Genomic DNA, 22,140 nt, shown 5'->3' on the forward strand with positions numbered 1-22,140 from the left:
TTGGTCGATATGTAAAGTAATGCTTACGAGACCGCATATTCTCTTATTCATTTCCCTTATTTTTATGTTCGCTTCCTGTCAGGACGCTTCTGTATTATTAGGGAAGATTGATGTCAGAGTTAAAGGTAATAACAAAAAGCCTTCCATTGAGAGTGTTAAAGTTCAGAACGATCAATTGATCGTGAGTGGCAATTTTTTAGATACTGTCACCAAAGCAGAAATACAAGGTCATCAATTTCAAATCGCATCTAAAACTTCTGAGAAGCTTGTTCTCAATGCCTCATCCGCTTTTAATTTTTTAGTTGGTAGTGCACTTAATCTCGTTGTCTCTAATGCTGAAGCTTCGGCCACATTTCCTCTTAGTTTTGAATTACAAAACGGACAAGTGACTGCAAACAAGCTTCATCACATGGGAGCTTCAACTGGAGACTTCTTACAATTCAATGGCTCGACCTGGGCACCAGCTTCTATTTCAACTAACCAGGTTTATGTTGGAACATACAACGCCACAACCGATACACCGAATCTTTCAGGAGCAGTTGCTTCGGCAGGTACGTACTATATTGTGACCACTGCAGGTACTCAGGATTTGGGTACCGGCCCAACAAACTTCGCTGTCGGCGATTGGGTCATTTCAGATGGAACCAACTGGAGTAAAGTTTCCGTTGGTACAAATACAGTTTCAAATTTTAATGGCCGCACAGGTGTGGTGGTTCCACTCTCAGGTGATTATTCTTGGAGCATGCTTACTAAAGCCGCTGGCAAACTAACTGGATCGAAGCTTCAAGAAATTGCAGATGTAGATGTAGCGGGAATTCAGGATCAAGACATTCTTCAGTGGAACGCTTCGAATTCAAAATGGGAAGTGACTTCAGTTCCGGCACCAACGATTGGTGCAGGCACAATTAGTAACACTCAAATTGCCAGCGGTGCGATTGATTCCAGTAAGATTATTGATGGCTCGATTGTAAATGCTGACATCTCCGCAACTGCTGCTATTGATCAGTCTAAGATCAGTAACCTCACTACAGATCTAGGAAACAAAGAACCTAAGATTACTGCGGGCACTGTTTCTCAATACTGGAGTGGAAATAAGACATGGCAGGATTTAAATACCGCTGTGATTGGTTCAACTCTCACTGGTTATTCAGCTTCTGCAGGTGCAATTACCGCAGCTGATTCAGTTCTTTCCGCCATTAATAAGCTCAGTGGCAACATTGGATTAGTGGGAGCTTCTCAAGCAAATTATGTCTTAAAAGCTGGCGACACCATGAGTGGTGCTCTTGCCATGGGAGGAAATAAGATCACAGGTCTTGCTACTCCAACGGCCGGCACTGATGCTGCTACTATGGCCTACGTTGATTCGAAAGTTGGCGCGGCACCTGGTGATAATTTAGGAAATCACACCGCCACCCAAAATTTATCATTGGGAACAAATAAAATTTTTGCGGGCGATGGTGCTTGGAATTCACCTTCAATTTCATTTACAAATAATTCGAACACCGGATTTTCAAATAACGGAGGAATCATTCGAATCACAGCGAATGGTGGCCTGGCGGTGACTCTTTCTGATTCATTGATGCAGTTGAATGGATCATTCGCTCCTTACTTACGTCTGGGTGGAGGAACATTTGGGGCCTCAGGACCGACTTATGCATTTAATGGCGATACTGATACCGGTATGTTTAATATTTCATCCGATATTCTTGCCTTCACAACTGGTGGAGCTGAGAAAATGCGTATTCTTGGCACTGGTGAAATGCTTATTGGAAAAACGACCACTGCTGCTGGAAAACTTGATGTTGCTGGAGACATCGCTTCAGAAGGAAAACTACGTCTCAAATCTGATAATACAAATTACGTTGAATTTCGTGCGCCAGCTTCACTTGCCGCCACGACCACTTATACTTTTCCCGCAACAGCAGGTTCAGCCGGCCAAGCACTTACCACTGATGGTGCCGGCAATCTTTCTTGGTCAGCGGTTGCAGATGGCACTCCGGCCGACGGTTCGATTGGTTATGCAAAATTAAATCTAGCAGATGGTGATATTCCTCTCTCCAAATTGGCAGGATCGTCAGATGCAACTAAATATCTTAAAGGTGACAAGAGCTGGGGAACATTTATCACTGATGTTCTTGCTTCAACATTTGCTACGGTAACTCCATCTAATTCCGCAATTGCTAACGGTGATTCACTTCAAACAGTGGTGAATAAAACTCAAGGGCAGATTAATAATCTTGCTTCTAACTCTCTTAACAAAACAGGCACTGATTCCATCACTGGAACACTGACGATCAACGCAACCACTGGTGCTCTCAAAATTCCGGCCACACCATCAGGTGTTGACTTAACCGATGCTGCGAATGTGCAATACGTTCAAAACTATGTAAGCAACTATGGACAGTGGAACAAGAATGCTTCCGACATCTATTTCAACACTGGTAAAGTAGGAATCGGAACTAACACTCCTACAGGTAGATTTGAACTTCAAATCAATACAGATAACTCCGGTGTCACTGACCCAGGTTCTTTCGATGGGATCCATATTTCGAATGCCAATTCGACCCCAAACTCTGCGGTGGGATTAAGATTTTATTCCCAAATTTCAGGCGGTGCTACCGCTGGAATTGTAGGCCGTGGCACAGCTTCAGACTCGATGGATATGGAGTTTTGGACAGAAGCGCCAGGGACCACTTCACGGACTAATAAGATGATTCTTAAGTCTGATGGTAAGCTCGGTATTGGGACCATGACTCCAGAATCAAAACTACATGTAGCTGGCACAGATTTCGCTGGCAGTACAGTTTATGCCTCTCGTTTTGATAACACTCAGACTGGACCATCTCACTGGGGATTAAAAAGTCGTGGCGCTACAGTAGGAGTTTATGCTCCAGTATTAACCAATGATATTTTGACTTCATTTGGTGCAGGCGGATACTTCGGAACTACAGTGAATGATTCTGCAACGGCAGGACATTTATCATTCGCGGCGGAAAGTAACTGGAGTAGCGGAAACACACCTGCTCGCGCGCAGATTACTTTGAACAAAGGTAATAACTCATACACCACTCCATTTGCTGTCACCAGTGCAGGATATGTTGGTGTAGGAACTCTTGCTCCTACCAGTCAACTTGAAATAAATTCCACTAACTATTCTTTTCTTAACATTACGACTACCGATTCAACCAAGTACTCAGCAATGCGACTTTTCACGCAAAGAAATGATGCTACTGAAACCATGGGAAGTGCCAATCCTACCGGGAACAATAGAGGTTGGGAATTGGCGGGTAATGGAACTGGCCATACATTAAATAGTAAATTCACGATGAACTATTGGGATGGAACTGCCTGGAGTACTCCTTTCACAATCATTCCAAGTGGGAATGTGGGAATTGGAACAGCATCCCCTATAGGGAAAATGCACATCCAAGGTAGCGTTGATGGCGACGTAGGTAGTTACCTTCTTAATTCGGACGATACCGGGACAACCTCTCGAAGTATCTTTTTACTTGGAACCGTTGCTTCAGGTGTTCGGTATGGATACTTATCTCACCAGGGTGCGGGTTATACTGCAAATGGGGCCCTCAAACCTCGTACCACTGTCCTGACTGGCACAGACAGCGGTGGCCTAAATCTCCTGACAAACCAACAAATGGGATTCTGGCAAGGTCTGACTGAAATCATGAGAATTCACACCAACGGTAACGTTGGTATCGGTACAGCAGCACCATCTTATAAGCTTCACGTCGTTGGTGATATCAACACGACAACAGGTCTAAGAGTTAATGGTACGCAAGTCTGTACTAGTGCTGGTTGTACGTCTTCATCTGACCGACGCTTAAAGAAAGACATCCACCCTCTTCAAGATTCACTACTTAAAATCACTCAGCTTCAAGGTGTGGAATACTTCTATATCGATGAAGCGAAATATGGAAAACAACATCAAGTGGGTGTGATCGCTCAAGATGTCGAAAAAGTTTTCCCAGAAGTTGTGAAAACAGATTCAAAAACTGGATTCAAGTCAGTTGCCTACGATCACTTAGTGGCCCCCATTATCGAGGCCATTAAAGAACTTTTTGGAATGACAAAAGAGAACTCTCGCGAAATTGCTTCACTTAAAGAGAAGAACAAAAAGCTTGAAGAAGAGAACGCGGCGATTAAGGCCTATCTTTGCCAGAAAGATCCAGCAGCACCAATCTGTAATTAATTTACTTACCACTACGAGGCAGTATAGGGGCTTCTCCCGGCCTACTTGGGGGTAACACTTCCGGATCCTCTATTAACTTAGATTCCTCACCACCCATCTGTGGAAGTACTGCCGGATCACCGGGTTTAGTATCAATTTGAACTGCCTTAGAGGCATTTGAAGGAGCTTTGTGGCCTTCCATTCGTGGAAGCTCGACTTGTTTTACAGGCTCGACCGGTCTTGGCCGCTCAGGTCGAATCTCGGTTGAAGGTTGTTTCACCTCGGCCGGAGATTCGTTTACTCTTTCTGCTTTTCTAAAAAGGGGCTTGATCTCAGGCGCTTTATTTTCGCTCTTTGAACAACCTGCGATTATGAGTAAAAGTAACAGAGTTTTCATGGGCCCTCGTAACACATCACCATCGTCGAATCCCACTGACTCCAACGGTAAGCCTGTCCAGTCAATCGAGCATAATTACCAGGAGGACAGCTGCAGCTTCCCGTCATTGGATTTGCATAACGACATCCACCACCGAATGTTGCAACTTCATACGAACCACCAAAACCTCCTCCACCACCCATCTTTACCCAAGTCGTGCCGTTGCAATATTCGTAATAGTGATTAGTATAATTGTAACGTTGAACCCCTTCTCCATTCGCCTTTCCCAGGCCACAAGCAGTGATCTCTGTTTCACTTCCAGGGCGAATTCCTCCAGCAACATCCAGACGAGTGCCAGGACTGGCCGTACCAATTCCGACATTCCTTGAATTGGTATTATAAATATTATCGGTATCAAGTGCCCACAGGCCTTCATTTGTTATACATGATGTAATAGGGGCCGACACACTCAGGGCAGAAACCATCAAAGGAAATTTCATTTGAGTTGTGCTTCCCAAGGCCATAGTCTTTGTTTTTTCAAAATTTAAAACCAGATCTACATCAAAAGTGCCATCGCCATTATCTCTCGTCAGTGCTGTTGTTAGAGCATCCACTTTCAATGAATTGTTGCCATAGACTTTACCTACCTCAACCACTGGTATTCCGGCCGCATTACGAATGACTGTTAAGGGATCACCAATTTTTAATGTTTGAAAGGTGCGTTCACAGGATTTTTTGACTGCAAGGACATTGGCGATTTGCCGACGAAATTCGAGGTTTTCAAATTTTACTTCGGCCGTGACTTGGTTTTTTGTCTGCTGTTGAGTCATGTTCATCATGACAACGGCCAGACCGCCAAGGAGACCAACAACTACCAGAACTTCAACGAGAGAAAAACCTCGATCTAATCGTTTCATGCATGTATCCCTAAGTTTTTCTTATAATATTAAGAATAACCTAATTGGGATGTTTCGCAACAGGCAGGAAACACCTTTTAATACTTCCAGACTATCTCACCGATTGCTCGACGAATATCATTCAGATTGTTTTTATCGAACCAGTGGTATTTAACAGCATTTGAAAGAATGATGTGACCCTTCATCTTGTCCGGATCAATCCAGATTGAAGTCCCAGTAAAACCGAGGTGACCGAAGGTGAATTTCCCACAGCCTTTACCAGCAAGCGTATTATCGGGATTCTCCACTCGGTCCCAACCATAAGCAAATCGATTCGTGTGCTTTGCTAAATCAGCTTTTACCTTCGAGATAAAATCCGTCTTCTCTTGATAGTTTAAAAGTGTGCGACAAAGCCCGTCTGCGGTCGAAAAAAGCCCAGCGTGACTCACAAAACCACCCAGAGTAAAGGCATTAGGATCATGGACTTTACCATAATTCGGAAGACCGTTTTTGTATCCACACTGAAGCGTCGGATACCAGAACGGGAGATCCGTCCAAAACATGGTTTCTTTGTCCCACACCGTTTTACAAAGTTCTTTCTGATCAATTTTCTTTTTCTCAAGCTCCAGCATCACTCTTAATGCCGAGAAATCAGAATAGAGCGTGTCACTTTCCTTCACCTGATAACTAGAAATTAAATTCTTCCAGTTATCCACAGCAAGAAGTCCCCAAGATGGAAGACCACCACGATGACTCAAACACAAAAGCATTTCCGAATCAAAAGCTTCAGGCCTTAGAAAGTAAGCAAGTGAGTTTGTGAGAGGCTTAGTGAGAGAAGCGAGATCAAAATACAAAGTTGGCTCACCTTTAAACTTGAGTTCACCTTCGAATGTATTGGCCTCAAAAGCCTCATAGGTTTTGGCCTTAAAATCAATCACCCCTACTCCCATACCATCCATGGGACCTATTGGAAGAAGTGAAGAAACAATACGGATAATCTCTTGCATAAACTGAACTCAAAAAAAGAAGGCGCCCATAAGAGCGCCTTTCCGTGATTAATTTCTTAGAGCTGCCTGAGCCGCTGCCAGACGAGCAATTGGAACGCGGAACGGAGAACAACTCACGTACTCAAGTCCAATCTTGTGACAGAACTCAACCGACTGAGGTTCACCACCGTGCTCACCACAAATCCCTGCATAAACTGCGGCATTAGTTTTCTTACCTTCAGATACAGCGTGCTTCATTAAGAAACCTACACCGTCCTGATCGATTGAAACGAATGGATCACGAGGATAAATGCCTTTCTGAGTGTATGAAGGAAGAAACTTACCAGCATCGTCACGGGATAGACCAAAAGTTGTTTGAGTCAAATCGTTTGTACCGAATGAGAAGAACTCCACTTCTTTTGCGATTTCCCCGGCCATAATACAGGCACGTGGAAGCTCAAGCATGGTTCCCATTTTGTATTTCACAGTATGATTCTTCTCTTTAAACACTCTTTCAATCTCGGCCTTACATTCGTCCTTAATCATTGAGTATTCTCTTACTTCAGTAATAAGAGGAATCATGATTTCTGGAAGAACTTTGATGCCTGCTTTATCAGCATCGATCGCGGCCTCGATGATCGCTCTTACCTGCATCAGATAGATTTCAGGATAAGTAACGGCCAGACGACAACCACGGTGGCCAAGCATCGGGTTGAACTCGTGAAGAGCATCGTTACGCTCTTTAACCGCTTTTACATTGATACCTAGAGCACTTGCAAGCTCCTCTTGGTCCTTATCGCTATGAGGGAGGAACTCGTGAAGAGGCGGATCCAGAAGACGGATGTTTGCTGGAAGACCATTAAGCTCTTTGAAGATTCCCGCGAAGTCAGAACGTTGGAATGGAAGAAGTTTATCCAATGCCTTCTTTCTGTCTTTTTCATTTTCAGCGAAGATCATTTCACGAACCGCAAGAATACGCTCAGGAGCAAAGAACATGTGCTCAGTACGGCATAGACCGATACCTTGAGCGCCGAATTGAATCGCCGTCTTTGTGTCTTCCGGAGTATCCGCGTTTGTTCTTACTTTCAAGCGACGAACACCGTCCGCCCACTTCATAAATGTTGCGAAGTCAGCAGTGATTGAAGCTTCGATTGTTGGAACAACACCTTCGTAAACTTCACCGTTAGCACCGTCGAAAGTGATATAATCACCTTCTTTATAAACCTTACCTTTCACCGTAAGCGTTTTTTCTTTTTCATTGATCACGAGTGCCGTACATCCGGCAACACATGGTTTACCCATACCACGAGCAACAACCGCCGCGTGAGAAGTCATACCACCACGAGCTGTTAGAATACCTGTTGAAGCAACCATACCGCCGATGTCTTCCGGAGAAGTTTCAGCACGAACAAGCACAACTTTTTTACCGGCCTTATGCCACTCTTCCGCGTGAGCAGAAGTGAACACCATTTGACCAGAGGCCGCACCCGGAGAAGCTGGAAGACCTGTAGCAATTAAGGTCTTCTTCGCTTTTGGATCAAGACGTGGGTGAAGAAGTTGGTTTAGATCTTCTGGAGAGATACGAAGAATCGCCTCTTTCTCAGTGATCATGCCTTCTGCCACGAGATCAACCGCTACTTTAAGAGCAGCATTTACAGTACGTTTAGCATTACGAGTCTGAAGGATCCATAGCTTACCATTCTCGATAGTAAACTCGATGTCCTGCATGTCTTTGTAATGTCTCTCAAGCATTTTGTAGTCTTCAACAAGGTCAGCATACGCCTTTGGCATAACTTCCTCGAGAGTCTTGTGGTGCTTGTTTGATTCCATTTTAGAATCATTGTTGATTGGTTGCGGAGTACGAATACCGGCCACAACGTCTTCACCTTGAGCATTTACCAGGAACTCACCGAAGAACTTTTTCTCTCCAGTAGATGGATCACGAGTAAAACATACACCTGTGGCACAAGTGTCACCCATGTTACCAAACACCATTGATTGAACGTTTACAGCTGTTCCCCAATCATGAGGAATGTTATTCATTTCACGGTATTTCATCGCACGGTTATTGTTCCAAGAACCAAATACCGCACCAATTGAACGCCACAGTTGTTCCATCGGATCTTGTGGGAAAACGATCCCGTGATCTTCAAGAAGAACGCTCTTATAAACTTTCACCAGCTCTTCAAGATCTGCAGCAGTCAAAGCAGTGTCTTCATGCACACCACGAGCTTCTTTTAGATCCTCAAGATTTGATTCAAGGTGAGAAGTATTCACACCAAGAACAACGTTCGAGAACATTTGAATGAAACGACGGTAAGAGTCCCAGGCAAAACGTGGGTTACCTGTTTTCTTTGCGATCCCTTGAACAGTCTTATCGTTAAGACCAAGGTTAAGAACTGTATCCATCATCCCTGGCATTGAAGCGCGAGCGCCAGAACGAACAGAGAAAAGAAGTGGGTTTTCAACATCACCAAATTTCTTACCTGTTAGTTTTTCAACCCATGAAAGTGATTCCAGCACCTGGTCTTTGATTTCTTTTGAGATCTCTTTGTTGGTCTTATAGAAATCAAGACATGCTTCAGTTGAAACTGTGAACCCAGGAGGAACAGAAAGTTTCATTGAGCACATCTCAGCGAGGTTTGCACCTTTACCACCGAGGAGGGCCTTCATGTCTTTGTTCCCATCCGTTTGTTCAGCAGAAAATTTATAAACCCATTGTTTCATTTCAAGTTCCCCTTATAGAGAAAATTTTTCTTTAATGTATGACTTAACTTTATCAAGTGCTACGCGCTCTTGAACCATTGTATCGCGATCACGAACTGTCACTGAGTGATCAGTAAGTGTGTCGAAGTCAACTGTGATACAGGCCGGAGTACCGATCTCGTCTTGACGACGGTAACGCTTACCAATTGAACCAGCAGTGTCGTACTCACATTTGAAATCTTTTTGTAGTTCACGAAGAAGTGCTGTAGCAGGACCTTCAAGATCTGGCTTCTTCATAAGCGGCATGATCGCCGCTTTGATTGGAGCAAGTGAAGGTTTAAATCTCATTACTACGCGTTCTTTCTCAGCGTCGCCCGGGAATTCAGTACGGTATGCATCTGACATAACTGCAAGCATACAGCGGTCACAACCAACTGAAGTCTCAAGCACGTATGGAAGATATTTTTTATTTCCATCAAGCTGATCAACGTAGTTAAGGTTTTTCTTAGAGTATTCCTGATGTTGTTTAAGATCGAAGTCTGTACGAGAGTGAATACCTTCCATCTCTCCCCAACCGTGAGCGAATTGGTACTCGATATCGAAAGCAGCATCAGCGTAGTGAGCAAGTTGCTCGTGCTTTTTCCACTGAAGACGCTCTTTACGAAGACCGTTCTCAAGGTGCCAGTTCCAGCGAAGTTCTTTCCACATCTCCATCGCTTCAGCTTGAGTGCCTGGCTTAATGAAGTATTGCATTTCCATTTGTTCGAACTCACGAGTTCTGAAAATGAAGTTACCTGGAGTGATTTCGTTACGGAACGCTTTACCGATCTGAGCAATACCGAATGGAAGCTTTCTTCTCATTGTTGTTTGCACGTTCGGGAAGTTTACGAAGATACCTTGAGCTGTTTCAGGACGAAGGTAAACTTTCGCAGAAGTATCTTCAACCGGACCCATTTGAGTTGAGAACATAAGGTTGAAGTTACGAGGTTCAGTGAATGAATCTTTAGCGCCACAATTTGAACATGGAGCTGATAGGTCGATGTTGTCTGCGCGGAAACGAGACTTACAAACTTTACAGTCCACTAGTGGATCAGTGAAGTTATCAACGTGACCTGAGGCCTTCCACACTGTTGGGTGCATAAGGATAGCAGCATCTACGCCATCAACATCATCACGATAAGTCATGGCCTTCCACCAAGACTGCTTAATATTATTTTTTAATTCAACACCAAGAGGACCCATGTCCCAACAAGAACCAAGTCCACCGTAGATTTCTGAACTTTGGAAAATAAAACCACGATGCTTAGAATGGGCCACTAAATCGGCCATCGATTTCAGATTCTCTTCTGACACAATGCACTCCTGATGAAATAAATGAAGATATAAATCGCGAAAATTTTATCACAGAGACGGTGCTCTTTACTAAGGCAAAATCGAATGACGCAGATTTTGAATAAGGCTATTTTGGGTTTCTATCGGGGCAAAGACTTGGCAATGCATCAAATTAAACAAGATCTTTGATCTTATGACCCTTTAGTTCACTCACAAAAGCTCGGGTCGCTCGACCAAGCATGCCTTTGAGTTTGCAATTAAGGCTTAACTGACATGTATTGGACTCAGAGTTAAAACACTCAACCATATCCAAATCTTCAAATGAGGTAAAAACTTCGGCGACAGATTTATTCGCCATGGCCGGATTGAATTCAATTCCACCTTTGGGACCTGGAACGGTATGGACATAGCCAAGTTCCGAAAGTCTATTCACCACGACACTCAAGTGGTTCTTCTTGATGCCATAAAAATCCGCGATTTCGGCAATAGTGACCTTTCTCTCTTCACGTTGAAGAAAGATCAGCACCCTTAAAGCGTAGTCGGTTTTTAGTGTTAGTTTCATGGTTAGATAAAAGTAGCATATCAAACCTTTTTATTGGAAACAAAGGCATCGCTGAATATTTTTTTAGAGGAAACACCCTTTAAAAATACAGTCTGTTTAAGTTTCTTGACCATATCTGGGTCTCCACAAACCATGACGGTCGTGTTCTTTAAATCAAACTCATGCTTTTTCAGTAGCTCAACCAAATCACCCTGTAAGAAACCTTCTTTGCTCTCTCCCAATAAATAGACCGGGAAATAGTTAAACTGAGAATGCGTTTGTTCAAGATTCTTGAGCTCTTCTACAAGGTAGAGACTCTCTAAACGGAGCCCTCCATGAAAGAGGGTTATCTTGCCCTTGAATCCGTTTGCAATAGCTTCATGAACAATTCCATACAAGGGAGCGAGACCCGTTCCTACTCCTATAAGTAAAAGATCATCGTTCTCCATGTCCTGAGTTAAGTAACACTCACCCACTGGCCCACTTAAAGTGATCTTTTGACCCAGGAGATTTGAATCATACAACCAATTTGACATCGAGCCTTCCGGAACTTTTCTCACGTGGAGTTCAATAATCTGATTGTTTGAAACACTTGCCAAAGAATAGGAACGACACAATTGATCTGTGCGAAAGACATTCACGAATTGCCCGGCCTTATATTCCAGAGGCGAATCAAGCTGGATTTTCAGAATGACAACTGAACTAGAGACCCGCTGTTGAGAGATAATTTCCCCATCAATCGGCGGGCCGGACTCATGAGAATCAAAAACTTCAAAGTCTTTATTGAGAGACTGCTGACAGGTATAAAAAAGCCCTGCTTCTTTCTTTGTGGGCTTAAGCCCCTTTTGCGAAACAAGGTCTACGGGATCATTGGTTTTCATCACACACGACTGACAAATACCACTCTTACAAGAATGAGGAATTTTCTCTCCATTTCGAATTAAACAATCCAAAATAGTTTCTGATTCCTGACCTTGAAATGAACGATCTTTATAAGTCAGCGTGGCCATAAAATTACCCTTGTCTGCCTAGTACTTGTCCACGAACGCTTTCAGCAATGCCAGCAACTTGAGAAATCAATTCTGCTGGAACATTTAGTTCTTTAAGTGTTCCACCTAGAAGTTCAATAACAGCATCAACGTGACTGTCATTCAGACCTCTTGCCACTAAATGCTTATGGCCCTCTTTCATGTTCAGACCTGAATAATTAACAGGTCCACCAAAGGCCATCGTCAAGAATGACTTCTGCTTAGCAATCTGATCTTCCATATCTACATCATCGAAAAAATGACTGATGCGATCGTCGGCCAAAACCTTACGATAAAAGATATCTACGGCTGCATCTACGGCCTTCTCGCCACCAATATTCTCAAATAAGCTACTCATCGAACCCTCCATTTTGAATTGATATATTTTAAATATATCAATTAAGGATCGAAGTAAAGTCCGGAAAAAAAACCGGGTAAAAAGTAACAAAAGGCTGATTTAGATCAGGATTTTATGAGGCTATTCTCTCTGAGAAAGCTCAAATAATTTTCTGTACTCACCATTAAGAGCAATAAGTTCAGGGTGAGTTCCCTCTTCAATCTTCACACCATCTTTCATCACAACGATACGGTTGAAGTCTTTCAGAGTAGAAAGTCTATGAGCAACAGCGATTACTGTTTTATGGCCTGCCACTCGATCAAGAGCGGCCTGTACGATTTTTTCTGATTCGTTATCCAGTGCCGAAGTCGCTTCATCAAACAAAAGCACATCGCGGTTTTTAAGAAACGCACGAGCAATTGTTAGACGCTGACTTTGACCACCAGAGAGTCTTAAACCACGGTCCCCGATCTGAGTATCAAGCTGCTGAGGAAGGTCTTTTACATACTCCCAGGCATAAGAAATTTTAAGAGCGTCCATGATTTCTTCATCCGTGTGCTCATCACCTGTCGTGAGGTTTTCACGAACGGTATCGTTAAACAGGAACACGTCCTGGCTCACAAGAGCGAAGACCTTACGAACTGAAGCAAGTGTGTATTCATTGATGTTCACGCCATCAATCAGGATCTCTCCACCAGTCACATCGTAAAGACGGAGAAGAAGACTAATGAGAGTTGATTTACCAGAACCAGACAATCCAACCAGACCGATTTTTTCGCCCTTAGTGATCACCAGGTTGAAGCCCTTAAGAACAGTTCCTTCTCCATAAGTGAAGGAAACATTTCTGAACTCAATGGTTTTATCAAATGACTTAAGCTCTTTAAGATCACCCTGAGGTTCTTCTTCAACACTCAAAAGTTCGAAGATACGAGAAGCCGCAGCCTGAGCTTGGTTAAGTTTTGCATTGGCCTTGCTGTAACGACGAACGGGATCCATAAACATCGCGAGAGCGGCAACGAATGAAATAAATCCACCGGTAGTTAAGCTACCAGAAGTGATGCGGTGGTGAGCGAAAACGATTACAACCGCGAAGGCAATCGAACCAATCAGTTCCACCAGAGGATGTGAATGCTCTTCGGCAGAGTTGCTTTTACGACGGTGAAACAGAAGCATCTCTTGCGTTCTTTCAAAACGATCGATGATGTATTCCTTAAGTCCGAAGGCCTTAATAATTTTCTGACCATTCAGTGCCTCACCTACAATGTGAGTCATCTCAGCATTATCAGATTGAGCGCGACCAACATATTTACGGATGCGTTTACCCGTAAAATGAAGAGTAATGATGAACAAAGGGGCCACGGCGAAAATCACAAGAGTCAGTTGCCAGTCGTGATAGAAGGCCACACCCAAAAGGGCCAAAGCGGTAATTGGTTCACGAACAACTTCCAAAGAGTTTTTGAAGGCCTCCGAGAAAACCGACGTATCGTTCATGATAGTTGAAATCAAGTTACCGGCCTTCTGTTTCGAATAAAATTTGGCCGGAAGATTTTGAAACTTCAAATAGATCTTAGAACGAATAACACGAGTGGATTTATCCACAACTTGGCGAAGACCAAAATAGTGGAAGTAACGAAGTGGATAGTTCAATACCCCTAAGAACACCAACAAGAGAGCAAGGTTACGGGCATCTTCAAACGTTGAACCGGCCGAGAAACCTTTATCGAAAATATCTTTAACCAGGTAAGCTTCGTACGCTTTAATACCGGCAAGGGGCAGGGCCAATAGCGTGGCGACCAACGCCTCCTTCCAAAAAGGGCGAATATATGGGAACATTGACTTAAGAACTTTTAGCATGCGCTATCTTAAGCTTTAACGGAGGCTAAGTAAATTAAAACGCGGAAGGCTATTTTCCTGGATCGAGACGGAACACTGATCATCGATAAGAACTATCTCTCCCGAGTGGAAGAGATGGAATATTACCCGGATACACTCAAAGCTTTGCAAGTTTTTCAGCAACTTGGGTACGATCTTTTCGTGGTAACAAATCAATCGGGCGTGGGCCGAGGGTATTTTTCCCTGGAAGCGGTCTACGTTATCCACAAGCAACTTCAAAATGATCTTCGAGAAAATAAACTTTCTCCGTTTAAGGACTTTGCTATTTGTCCTCACTCTCCAGATGACGGTTGCGAGTGCCGCAAACCTTCGGGCCAGATGATTACTGACCTCATGGAAAAGTACCATATTAATCCTGATCAATCGTTCATGGTGGGAGACAAACTTATCGACGGCGAAGCGGGAAGAAATGCGGGCATCCAGGGTGTGTTGGTTCGTCACGCGACTTCGCCTGATTTCCCTCACTATAAAACATTGATGGATTTTGCTAACTCACTTAAAAAGTAACGAGTACGAACGAAGTTCAACCGGTCTTAGATGGTACTGATGACAAAAGTACTGAATCAACTTATCGCACTCAGAAAAGTTCGTGCCTAAGAATCCAGCATATTCCTGATAACGAGTCTGATACCCTTTTTTGATTCTTAGTAAAAACCCTCTTTCATTCTCGCCTTGAGCACAGTTCTGACAAGCGAACTGACCATTGGCCGGCATGAACACCACTCCAGGCATTTCTAAAAGCTCTTCCTGACAGTAAGAACAATTATCGGTGTCCGGCATGATCCCCAGATGGAAAAGTAGTTTCACCATGAAGAGAGTCAGGTGCTGTCCCGCTTCGAATTGTTTTTTTACCAAAGCGTCTTCGATGTAAAAAAGAGCGTTACTCACAACTGAAAACACTCCCTCATGATCGAGGTTTTGATAATCACTGGTGCCCGGTTGAAAAGTTATCGAGAACTTTGAGATGAGTTCAAAGTATAAACAGACGAGATAAAAAGCGCGAATATCATGACGAACACTTTGAGGTTCCCAGATACGACTGTGTTCGGCCGAGATCATGAGATCACTGGAATCAATTTTCGTTTTCTGATCTTTGATCATAATTCTCATCATAGAGCCAAGTTCAAAAATAGAAGGCTTGTGGCTCTTACCGCCACCCTGCCCGCCATAAATATAAAAGCTTCCCACCATACCGTTACGGAGTAACAGCTTAACGATGAGATCTCTCTCTTTGTAGGGAACTCGATGAATGACTAGTCCTTCAAAAACCAAGCGGGCCTCAGGGTAAGTTTGAACCTCATTTTCAAACTTATCCATGAAACTGCCAAGAGATTTGTCCACCAATTCCACTTAAGGCCAAAGGGTCTTTCCAGAGCAAAAACCTGATAAGATTCCCCTCTTCTTCCTCCTCGGGCGACCATCTGAATCCAGAAATCAATATTTTGCACGGGATAAAGGAAATAGATTTTCTGAATTCGCGGAAGATTCACGCCATGACTCAAAACTGTAGTGCTGATAATGAAATCCGGAAACGGTGTGATTTCCAGTTTAGCTGGCATAAATTGCGACTCTCCACCGAGGCAGGAGACGGTCGTAAATCCCAAATGGCGAAGACGTTTTTCCCAATCCAAAACTTCATTTCGATATCGACAGAAAATAAGTTTCACCGACTCATTCTTAGGTTGAATCTCAATAAGATCTTTAATCCATTTCGCGCTGGGTGCTTTGAGATAAACCGAAGGTGAAGTTTTCAATCTCTGATTACCTTGATCCACCCAGAAAATCCGATCAAATTGTGTTTCAAAAAATGAAATTTCCTTCTTCATGGCCTCCGACAAAGTTGCAGTTAACAGATAAGTTTGTTCGGAAAATTGAGAAAGTTCCAAGAAGCATTCCCACATTCTTTCCCGAAAAGTATCGCCCCAATAAAAGAACAAGTGGAACTCATCAAAGATCACGATTTTTCGAAAAATCTGTTTACCAAGCCACTCTTCCGGGGTCATGACATCGATTGAATCCTGCCAATTTTTTCGACACTCATCGGCCAGAGCTCGCAGTGGAGATATCACCAAAATTCTTTCGGAATAAAAGGCATTGTTTAGGGAGGAAATCCAAAAAGTTTTACCAGAGGCCGGTGGTGAAGTGAGAAGAATCAAATCCTGAATCATTCGGACTTCATATCGCATTTACCTTTTGAAGAACCTCTCTAATCAACTTTCGGCAAATATTTTTCTGGAGAGAACTTTGTAAATTTTTATATACTCTCGCACATGAAAATAATGATTGTAGATGATGAAGCCGATATTGGTTTTGTACTTGGAATTGAACTTAAAAGACTGGGCCATGAGATTCAAACTTTTGAATCAGCACTTGCTGCTAAAAGTTATATCGAAAAAGAAATTCCCGATGCGATCATCTGTGATTTTCAGATGCCGCGCATGAATGGATTGGAGTTCTTTTTATGGCTCAAAGAGCAAGGACATCAAATTCCATTTTATATTTTGACCGGAGAGCCATCGATGGATGCGAAGCAACTTGTGAGTATGGGAATCACTGAAGTTTTATTCAAACCTCAGGACTTACTGCGCCTCTCAAAAATATTCAAATAGGATTTATTTTAGCTATTCGTCTGGCCAATAATGGCCAAATGCGGTTTAATTAACCAATTAAAACAGTTTCATTAGGGCATCTCTCATGAAGTATGGTTTATTTTGCGTTCTGACGCTCTGTTTAATCTTCGGCGCGTATCAAGCAGCACAAAACAAAATCGAAAGTCCATTAGCGATCTCATCTCTTAAACTAGGGATGGATCTTGAACAACTTGAAGAGGCCTTCGGTACTCCTTCTGCCCAATCACGTAATCAACTTACTTACATTTTGAATGATGGTTCTGAACTTTTCATCACTCTTCGTGATGATGTGGTTTCAAGTGCAAAGGTGAAATTTCACCGTACGATTAAAATCCAAGATCCAGAAATGAAAAAACTTACTCTGGTTCAAATGGATTCTCACAATCTCGATAACAACCCTAGTTGGTTTTTTGCTGGTAACCCTGCTGAAGGTCTTATCTACAAAATTACGAATGAGGGAACCATCGAAAGCCTTACTTGGGTTCCGCCTTTCACATATGGCACAAACCGACCAAAACAAGTACAAGCTCTTCTTCGCGATTTTCAGACTCAGAAATTAAGCAATCTGTGATATAATCCCCGCATGATTACACAAATTGAAAAACTCTTCGATCAGCAGATTCGTCCGGCACTCGCTCAACACGGCGGTAACGTTGAAGTTGTTGATGTCGATAACAATATCCTATTCGTTAAGTTCTACGGCGGTTGCCAGGGTTGCTCAAGTTCAAAGGCCACATTGAAAGGCGGGATTGAGACTTTGATTAAGCAGAACTTTCCCGAAATTTCGGAAGTTGTAGATGTGACGGATCACCAGGAAGGAACTAACCCTTACATGTAGGGATTAGGCCTTCGGATTACGTAATACGTTCATTCTCGCTCTTACAGCTTCAATCTTTTCGAGGCTAATTTCAGCGAAGATAATCTTCTCGCCTTCTCCGGCGTCCGCAAGAATTTCTCCCCATGGATCAATGATTAACGAGTGACCAAAAGTACTCATCTTCTCATTGTGCTGACCCCATTGCGCAGAAGCAATCACATATGATTGGTTCTCAATCGCGCGAGCACGTACCAGCGTGTGCCAGTGTGCTTTACCTGTTGGAACAGTGAAGGCCGATGAAATTGAAAGAACGTTCGCCCCTTGTGCAGAATAAGAGCGGAAAAGTTCCGGGAAACGAAGATCAAAACAAATCGATAGACCGATTTTGAATTCTTTAAATGGAAGAAGCTTAGGTGTATTTCCGTTGGTGTAAACTTTTGATTCATTCACAACGGTGTTACTTGGATGCTTTGATAGATCAACCGCAAAAAGGTTCATCTTATCGTAGATCATGAGCTCAGTGCCATCAGGCGAGAAGTTATAAGACCGATTCATGATCTTGCCATCAACATTTGTTGCGGCCGATCCGCCAAGGATATAAAGACCTGAATCAGTGGCAAGTTTACGAATGGCCTCATAGTGCTCATTCTTACCTTCTACAAGGTATGGAGTTGGCCTTGTACCATCTGACATGGAGTAGAAAACTTCCGGCAAAAATACTGCTTCTGCTCCATTAGCACGTGCCTCATCTAAAAACTTACGAATAGTTTTAAGATTCTGGGCCGGATCAAGGACAGATTGAAGCTGAATAACACCGATCTTCATAGGGAAACTCCATTAAACTTTTGCCACGGTTATAAGAGAGTTATAAGATCATCGGGCCATGCTGAAAACACTTTTTATAAACGCACTTAAAATCCTCGTTGCGGCCGCTCTGATTTACTGGCTTATCAATTCCGGTAAATTAGATTTTAAGCTGTTAGCTCAACTGGTGAATTATCCTTTGGCGATTGTAGCTGCCGTGGTTTTATCACTGCTTAACTTCCTGCTAGTTTCATACCGCTGGGAAACTATTTTACGCGCACGTAGTTCAGTTAAAATTCCTCTTCTTGGTATTCTGCAAATCACCTGGATCGGACAATTTTTCAGTTCAGTTCTTCCAGGAAGCGTCAGTGGCGATTTAGTAAAAATTCTTTACGTACAAAAGTTTGACGAAAATTTTTCTAAGAAGTTTGTCTTCGCTTCAATCTTGATTGACCGAGTAATGGGTCTTTCTGGACTTATTCTACTGGTGGGTGTGAGCTCCCTATTGTTTGGACGTCACATTCTAGAAACAGCTCCGGCCATGGGTCCACTTCTGAGCATCAACTATCTCTTGGTGATGTTAGTGGTGCTCTCTCTTGGCACATTCTTCTACTTTCATAACGTCGTAAGACTTCTTCTGGTTAAATGCCAAAGCATTGCCTTAAAAGGCATTTTCGAAAAGCTTACTGCTCTCTGGGACGATCTCGTGATGATTAAAGGCCACATGCTTAAGGCAGTTGCCCTTTCAGTTGTCGTGCAATTTATTGCGGTTCTGATCTTCTGGTCTTTGATTCACCCGTTCGTGGGTGGACATATGGATTTCGTTCAGGCCCTGGCATTCATTCCGATTGGTCTGATGACTCTCGCCCTTCCAGTTGCCCCATCGGGCCTGGGTGTTGGTCACGCTATTTTCCAAAAACTCTTCGAGTTCTCAGGCATTCAAAACGGTGCTTCGCTTTTTAATTTATACTTTGTAGTGACGTTGGTCGTGAACGTGCTCGGAGTGATTCCTTACATACTCACAAAAACTAAGAAATAAAAAAGGCCCGGTGAACGGGCCTTATTTTTAGTTAAAAATGAAAATCTTCGTCGGATCAATGTGTGAGTAGTGCATCGCTTTTGTTTTAAGCTGCTCAAGCTGAAGAAGATAGTTTAGTTCATCCTCAAAGCTGTTCTGCTTACGCACTTTCTTAGACTGTTTTTTTAGAATTGATTTCACACCTTGAGGAAGCATACACACGCCTCTTAGAAGGTAGTGTTCGCCTTTATACTTAATCACGCGACCAGTGAACACATCACCTTCAATCAAGCTGATTGTCGGGTGGTTTTTCACCAGGGTAATTTTCTCATCGTGAAGAATATCTTTCAGAACGATTTGTTTTCTGAAGCTTGTCTTGGTGAACTCAAATAGTGAGTGATTCACATTAAGTAGTGCTTGAGAAAGATCTTCTTCAAGTTGATTGTTACGGATGTAGTCCTCAATAACTTTTGAACCATCTTTCTGACGATACTGGAAAATATACCAGTCGTTGAAAGAGTTCATTCGTGATTCGAATTCATCTTTATCTTCATCCAACTTTCCAGTGAGAGAAAAATATTTTTCTTTCGCCTCTTTCAAGTCGTTGAAAAAATCACCTTGCGTGTAAAGGCCTAAAACTTTGTCTAAATGGTTATGAACGGTGTCGAGCATAAGAGATATTCTACTCTTCTGTCTTCAGAACTGCCAAGAAGGCTTCTTGAGGAATTTCGACATTCCCGACCATTTTCATACGCTTCTTACCTTCTTTCTGTTTCTCTAGAAGCTTACGCTTACGAGAAACGTCACCACCGTAACATTTAGCAAGTACGTTTTTACGAAGGGCCTTCACCGTTTCACGAGCAACAACTTTTGCCCCGATGGCCGCCTGAATTGCAATATCAAATTGCTGACGATCAATAACTTTCAGAAGTCGATGAGTCAGGTCTTTACCTTTCTGTTGTGAAGTACTTCGGTGAGTGATCACTGAAAGTGCATCAACTTTGTCACCATTAAGAAGTACATCCAACTTCACCATGTCTGATTCTTGGTACTCATGAAGTTCGTAGTCCATTGAAGCGTAGCCTTTTGATAAAGACTTAAGCTGATCATAGAAATCGAACATCATTTCTGAAAGTGGAAGAATATAAATCAACTGTACGCGATCTTCAGTGATGTAGTTAATCGCCTGCTGACGACCACGACGGTCTTCACAAAGCTTAATGATCTTACCTACGAACTCGTTCGGAAGGTGAATCGAAAGCTTCACTGTAGGCTCAAGGATTGTATCAATGATACTCGGATCAGGAAGTTTGGCCGGGTTATCAACGATGACCTTATCACCATTCTGAGTTACCACTTCATACGAACATGAAGGAGCAGTAGAAATCAGAGCAAGATTGAACTCACGCTCAAGTCGAGTCTGAATGATATCCATGTGAAGAAGTCCCAGGAATCCGCAACGGAAACCGAAACCAAGAGCTTGAGAAACCTCTGGCTCATAAGTAAAGGATGCATCGTTCAGAGCAAGCTTTTCTAGCGCCTCTTTCAAGACTTCATACTCTTCAGAGTCTACCGGGAAGATCCCGCAGAACACCATCGGCTTAACATCTTTGTAACCAGCAAGTGATGGAGTTACATCTTTCTTATCCGTGTGAACAATTGTGTCCCCGACTTTTACGTCACGAACTGTTTTGATACCACAGATAATCATCCCTACTTCACCCGCACCTAGTTCATTCACTTCTTGATAGAATGGAGTGTGAACCGCGAGCTTAATAACTTCATAGTCCTGCTTAGAGAACTTGAAGTGGATCTTATCTTTAACTTTAAGATTTCCTTCCATGATACGGGCAAGCACCACCACACCTCTGTATGGGTCAAACCATGAATCGAAAATCAGGGCCTGTAGTGGATTTGCCACCTGCCCTTTCGGAGGTGGAATAATTTTTACGATTTCTTCCAGAAGTCCATCAACACCAAGACCAGATTTACCTGATACTAGTGGAGCGTTCGAAGCATCGAGACCAATAACATCTTCAACTTCTTTTTTTACTTTATCCGGATCAGCGTGAGGAAGATCGATCTTGTTAATCACAGGAAGGATTTCAAGATTATTCTCAAGCGCCATGTATACGTTAGCAAGTGTTTGAGCTTCAATACCTTGAGAGGCATCAACGATCAGAAGTGCGCCTTCACAAGAAGCAAGTGAACGAGATACTTCGTACGTGAAGTCCACGTGGCCCGGAGTATCGATCAAGTTGAAGAAATACGTTTTCCCATCTTGAGCTTTATATTGAAGACGAACTGTTTGCGCTTTGATGGTAATCCCACGTTCTTTTTCAAGATCCATGTTATCCAGAAGGCGATCAGTCTTCTCACGATCAGTAATCGATTTAGTCATCTCAATGATTCGGTCAGCGAGAGTAGATTTCCCGTGATCGATGTGAGCAATAATAGAAAAATTTCGAATCAGACTGGTGTCCATAAATGCTTGTAAACCTTCGTTTTTGTAAGGCTCAACTATAGCTTATTTTATACGAAGCTACACTCAAGATTTTGAGGGGTTTAGAGGAAAACAACTCCTCGCAGC

General features: G+C 42.9%; 20 protein-coding genes. 6 read left to right on the plus strand and 14 right to left on the minus strand.

Features of this window, described 5'->3' with window-relative positions; genetic code table 11:
- Positions 1-64: 64 nt before the first annotated feature.
- Positions 65-4,207 (plus strand): tail fiber domain-containing protein, encoded by a 4,143-nt coding sequence (locus tag SOO65_RS19790; protein ID WP_321394707.1) that lies wholly within the window; start codon positions 65-67, stop codon positions 4,205-4,207.
- 1 nt (position 4,208) lies between these two features.
- Here SOO65_RS19790 and SOO65_RS19795 read toward each other — a convergent pair whose 3' ends face one another.
- The 9 genes from SOO65_RS19795 to SOO65_RS19835 all read right to left on the minus strand — a co-directional run bounded on the left by SOO65_RS19795 (position 4,209) and on the right by SOO65_RS19835 (position 14,242).
- Positions 4,209-4,583 (minus strand): hypothetical protein, encoded by a 375-nt coding sequence (locus tag SOO65_RS19795; protein ID WP_321394709.1) that lies wholly within the window; start codon positions 4,581-4,583, stop codon positions 4,209-4,211.
- Positions 4,580-5,479 carry a prepilin-type N-terminal cleavage/methylation domain-containing protein gene (locus SOO65_RS19800; RefSeq protein WP_321394711.1) on the minus strand — a complete coding sequence of 300 codons (900 nt, stop codon included), beginning with the start codon at positions 5,477-5,479 and terminating at the stop codon, positions 4,580-4,582. Before SOO65_RS19800 ends, SOO65_RS19795 begins: the two co-directional genes overlap by 4 nt.
- Positions 5,480-5,556: 77 nt before the next feature.
- On the minus strand, positions 5,557-6,465 hold the full coding sequence (locus SOO65_RS19805) for a serine hydrolase (RefSeq protein ID WP_321394714.1): 909 nt from the start codon (positions 6,463-6,465) through the stop codon (positions 5,557-5,559).
- 48 nt (positions 6,466-6,513) lie between these two features.
- On the minus strand, positions 6,514-9,171 hold the full coding sequence (gene ppdK, locus SOO65_RS19810; protein WP_321394715.1) for a pyruvate, phosphate dikinase: 2,658 nt from the start codon (positions 9,169-9,171) through the stop codon (positions 6,514-6,516).
- A gap of 12 nt (positions 9,172-9,183) precedes the next feature.
- A complete protein-coding gene (locus SOO65_RS19815; protein WP_321394716.1) occupies positions 9,184-10,503 on the minus strand; it encodes a glycine--tRNA ligase in 1,320 nt (439 codons plus the stop codon).
- Between the two features lie 151 nt (positions 10,504-10,654).
- Entirely contained in the window at positions 10,655-11,044 is a 390-nt protein-coding gene (locus SOO65_RS19820; RefSeq protein ID WP_321394718.1) for an RrF2 family transcriptional regulator, read from the minus strand.
- A 20-nt stretch (positions 11,045-11,064) separates the two neighbouring features.
- Positions 11,065-12,033 carry a 2Fe-2S iron-sulfur cluster binding domain-containing protein gene (locus SOO65_RS19825; RefSeq protein WP_321394721.1) on the minus strand — a complete coding sequence of 323 codons (969 nt, stop codon included), beginning with the start codon at positions 12,031-12,033 and terminating at the stop codon, positions 11,065-11,067.
- Between the two features lie 4 nt (positions 12,034-12,037).
- Positions 12,038-12,409, minus strand: coding sequence for a group I truncated hemoglobin (locus SOO65_RS19830; protein WP_321394724.1), 372 nt, complete (start codon positions 12,407-12,409; stop codon positions 12,038-12,040).
- A 120-nt stretch (positions 12,410-12,529) separates the two neighbouring features.
- The gene (locus SOO65_RS19835) at positions 12,530-14,242 is read right to left on the minus strand and encodes an ABC transporter ATP-binding protein (RefSeq protein ID WP_321394725.1); all 1,713 of its coding nucleotides are present in this window, start codon (positions 14,240-14,242) and stop codon (positions 12,530-12,532) included.
- A gap of 105 nt (positions 14,243-14,347) precedes the next feature.
- Here SOO65_RS19835 and SOO65_RS19840 point away from each other — a divergent pair, with 105 nt between their 5' ends.
- Positions 14,348-14,788: a D-glycero-alpha-D-manno-heptose-1,7-bisphosphate 7-phosphatase gene (locus tag SOO65_RS19840; RefSeq protein WP_407676977.1), complete on the plus strand. Its 441-nt coding sequence runs from the start codon at positions 14,348-14,350 to the stop codon at positions 14,786-14,788.
- Here SOO65_RS19840 and recO read toward each other — a convergent pair.
- Together recO and SOO65_RS19850 are read right to left on the minus strand one after the other, a co-directional pair.
- Positions 14,774-15,598: a DNA repair protein RecO gene (gene recO, locus SOO65_RS19845; RefSeq protein WP_321394729.1), complete on the minus strand. Its 825-nt coding sequence runs from the start codon at positions 15,596-15,598 to the stop codon at positions 14,774-14,776. The two genes, SOO65_RS19840 and recO, sit on opposite strands and share 15 nt — an antisense overlap.
- Positions 15,535-16,350 carry a helicase-related protein gene (locus tag SOO65_RS19850; protein WP_321394731.1) on the minus strand — a complete coding sequence of 272 codons (816 nt, stop codon included), beginning with the start codon at positions 16,348-16,350 and terminating at the stop codon, positions 15,535-15,537. Before SOO65_RS19850 ends, recO begins: the two co-directional genes overlap by 64 nt.
- A 201-nt stretch (positions 16,351-16,551) precedes the next feature.
- Between SOO65_RS19850 and SOO65_RS19855 the strand changes: the two genes are divergently transcribed.
- The 3 genes from SOO65_RS19855 to SOO65_RS19865 all read left to right on the plus strand — a co-directional run bounded on the left by SOO65_RS19855 (position 16,552) and on the right by SOO65_RS19865 (position 17,749).
- Positions 16,552-16,890 (plus strand): response regulator, encoded by a 339-nt coding sequence (locus tag SOO65_RS19855; RefSeq protein WP_321394734.1) that lies wholly within the window; start codon positions 16,552-16,554, stop codon positions 16,888-16,890.
- A gap of 85 nt (positions 16,891-16,975) precedes the next feature.
- Entirely contained in the window at positions 16,976-17,482 is a 507-nt protein-coding gene (locus SOO65_RS19860) for a hypothetical protein (protein WP_321394736.1), read from the plus strand.
- A gap of 12 nt (positions 17,483-17,494) precedes the next feature.
- Positions 17,495-17,749: a NifU family protein gene (locus SOO65_RS19865; RefSeq protein WP_321394739.1), complete on the plus strand. Its 255-nt coding sequence runs from the start codon at positions 17,495-17,497 to the stop codon at positions 17,747-17,749.
- A gap of 3 nt (positions 17,750-17,752) precedes the next feature.
- Here the strand turns inward: SOO65_RS19865 and SOO65_RS19870 are convergent, their stop codons facing one another.
- Positions 17,753-18,553, minus strand: coding sequence for a carbon-nitrogen hydrolase family protein (locus tag SOO65_RS19870; RefSeq protein ID WP_321394744.1), 801 nt, complete (start codon positions 18,551-18,553; stop codon positions 17,753-17,755).
- Between the two features lie 58 nt (positions 18,554-18,611).
- On the opposite strand from SOO65_RS19870, the gene SOO65_RS19875 reads away from it, so the two are divergent.
- The gene (locus SOO65_RS19875; RefSeq protein WP_321394747.1) at positions 18,612-19,571 is read left to right on the plus strand and encodes a lysylphosphatidylglycerol synthase transmembrane domain-containing protein; all 960 of its coding nucleotides are present in this window, start codon (positions 18,612-18,614) and stop codon (positions 19,569-19,571) included.
- 27 nt (positions 19,572-19,598) lie between these two features.
- Here SOO65_RS19875 and SOO65_RS19880 read toward each other — a convergent pair whose 3' ends face one another.
- Together SOO65_RS19880 and lepA are read right to left on the minus strand one after the other, a co-directional pair.
- On the minus strand, positions 19,599-20,222 hold the full coding sequence (locus tag SOO65_RS19880) for a DUF7986 domain-containing protein (protein ID WP_321394750.1): 624 nt from the start codon (positions 20,220-20,222) through the stop codon (positions 19,599-19,601).
- A 10-nt stretch (positions 20,223-20,232) separates the two neighbouring features.
- The gene (gene lepA / locus SOO65_RS19885; protein ID WP_321394752.1) at positions 20,233-22,035 is read right to left on the minus strand and encodes a translation elongation factor 4; all 1,803 of its coding nucleotides are present in this window, start codon (positions 22,033-22,035) and stop codon (positions 20,233-20,235) included.
- Positions 22,036-22,140: the final 105 nt, after the last annotated feature.

This window comes from Peredibacter starrii (assembly GCF_034259205.1).
Taxonomy (GTDB): domain Bacteria; phylum Bdellovibrionota; class Bacteriovoracia; order Bacteriovoracales; family Bacteriovoracaceae; genus Peredibacter; species Peredibacter starrii.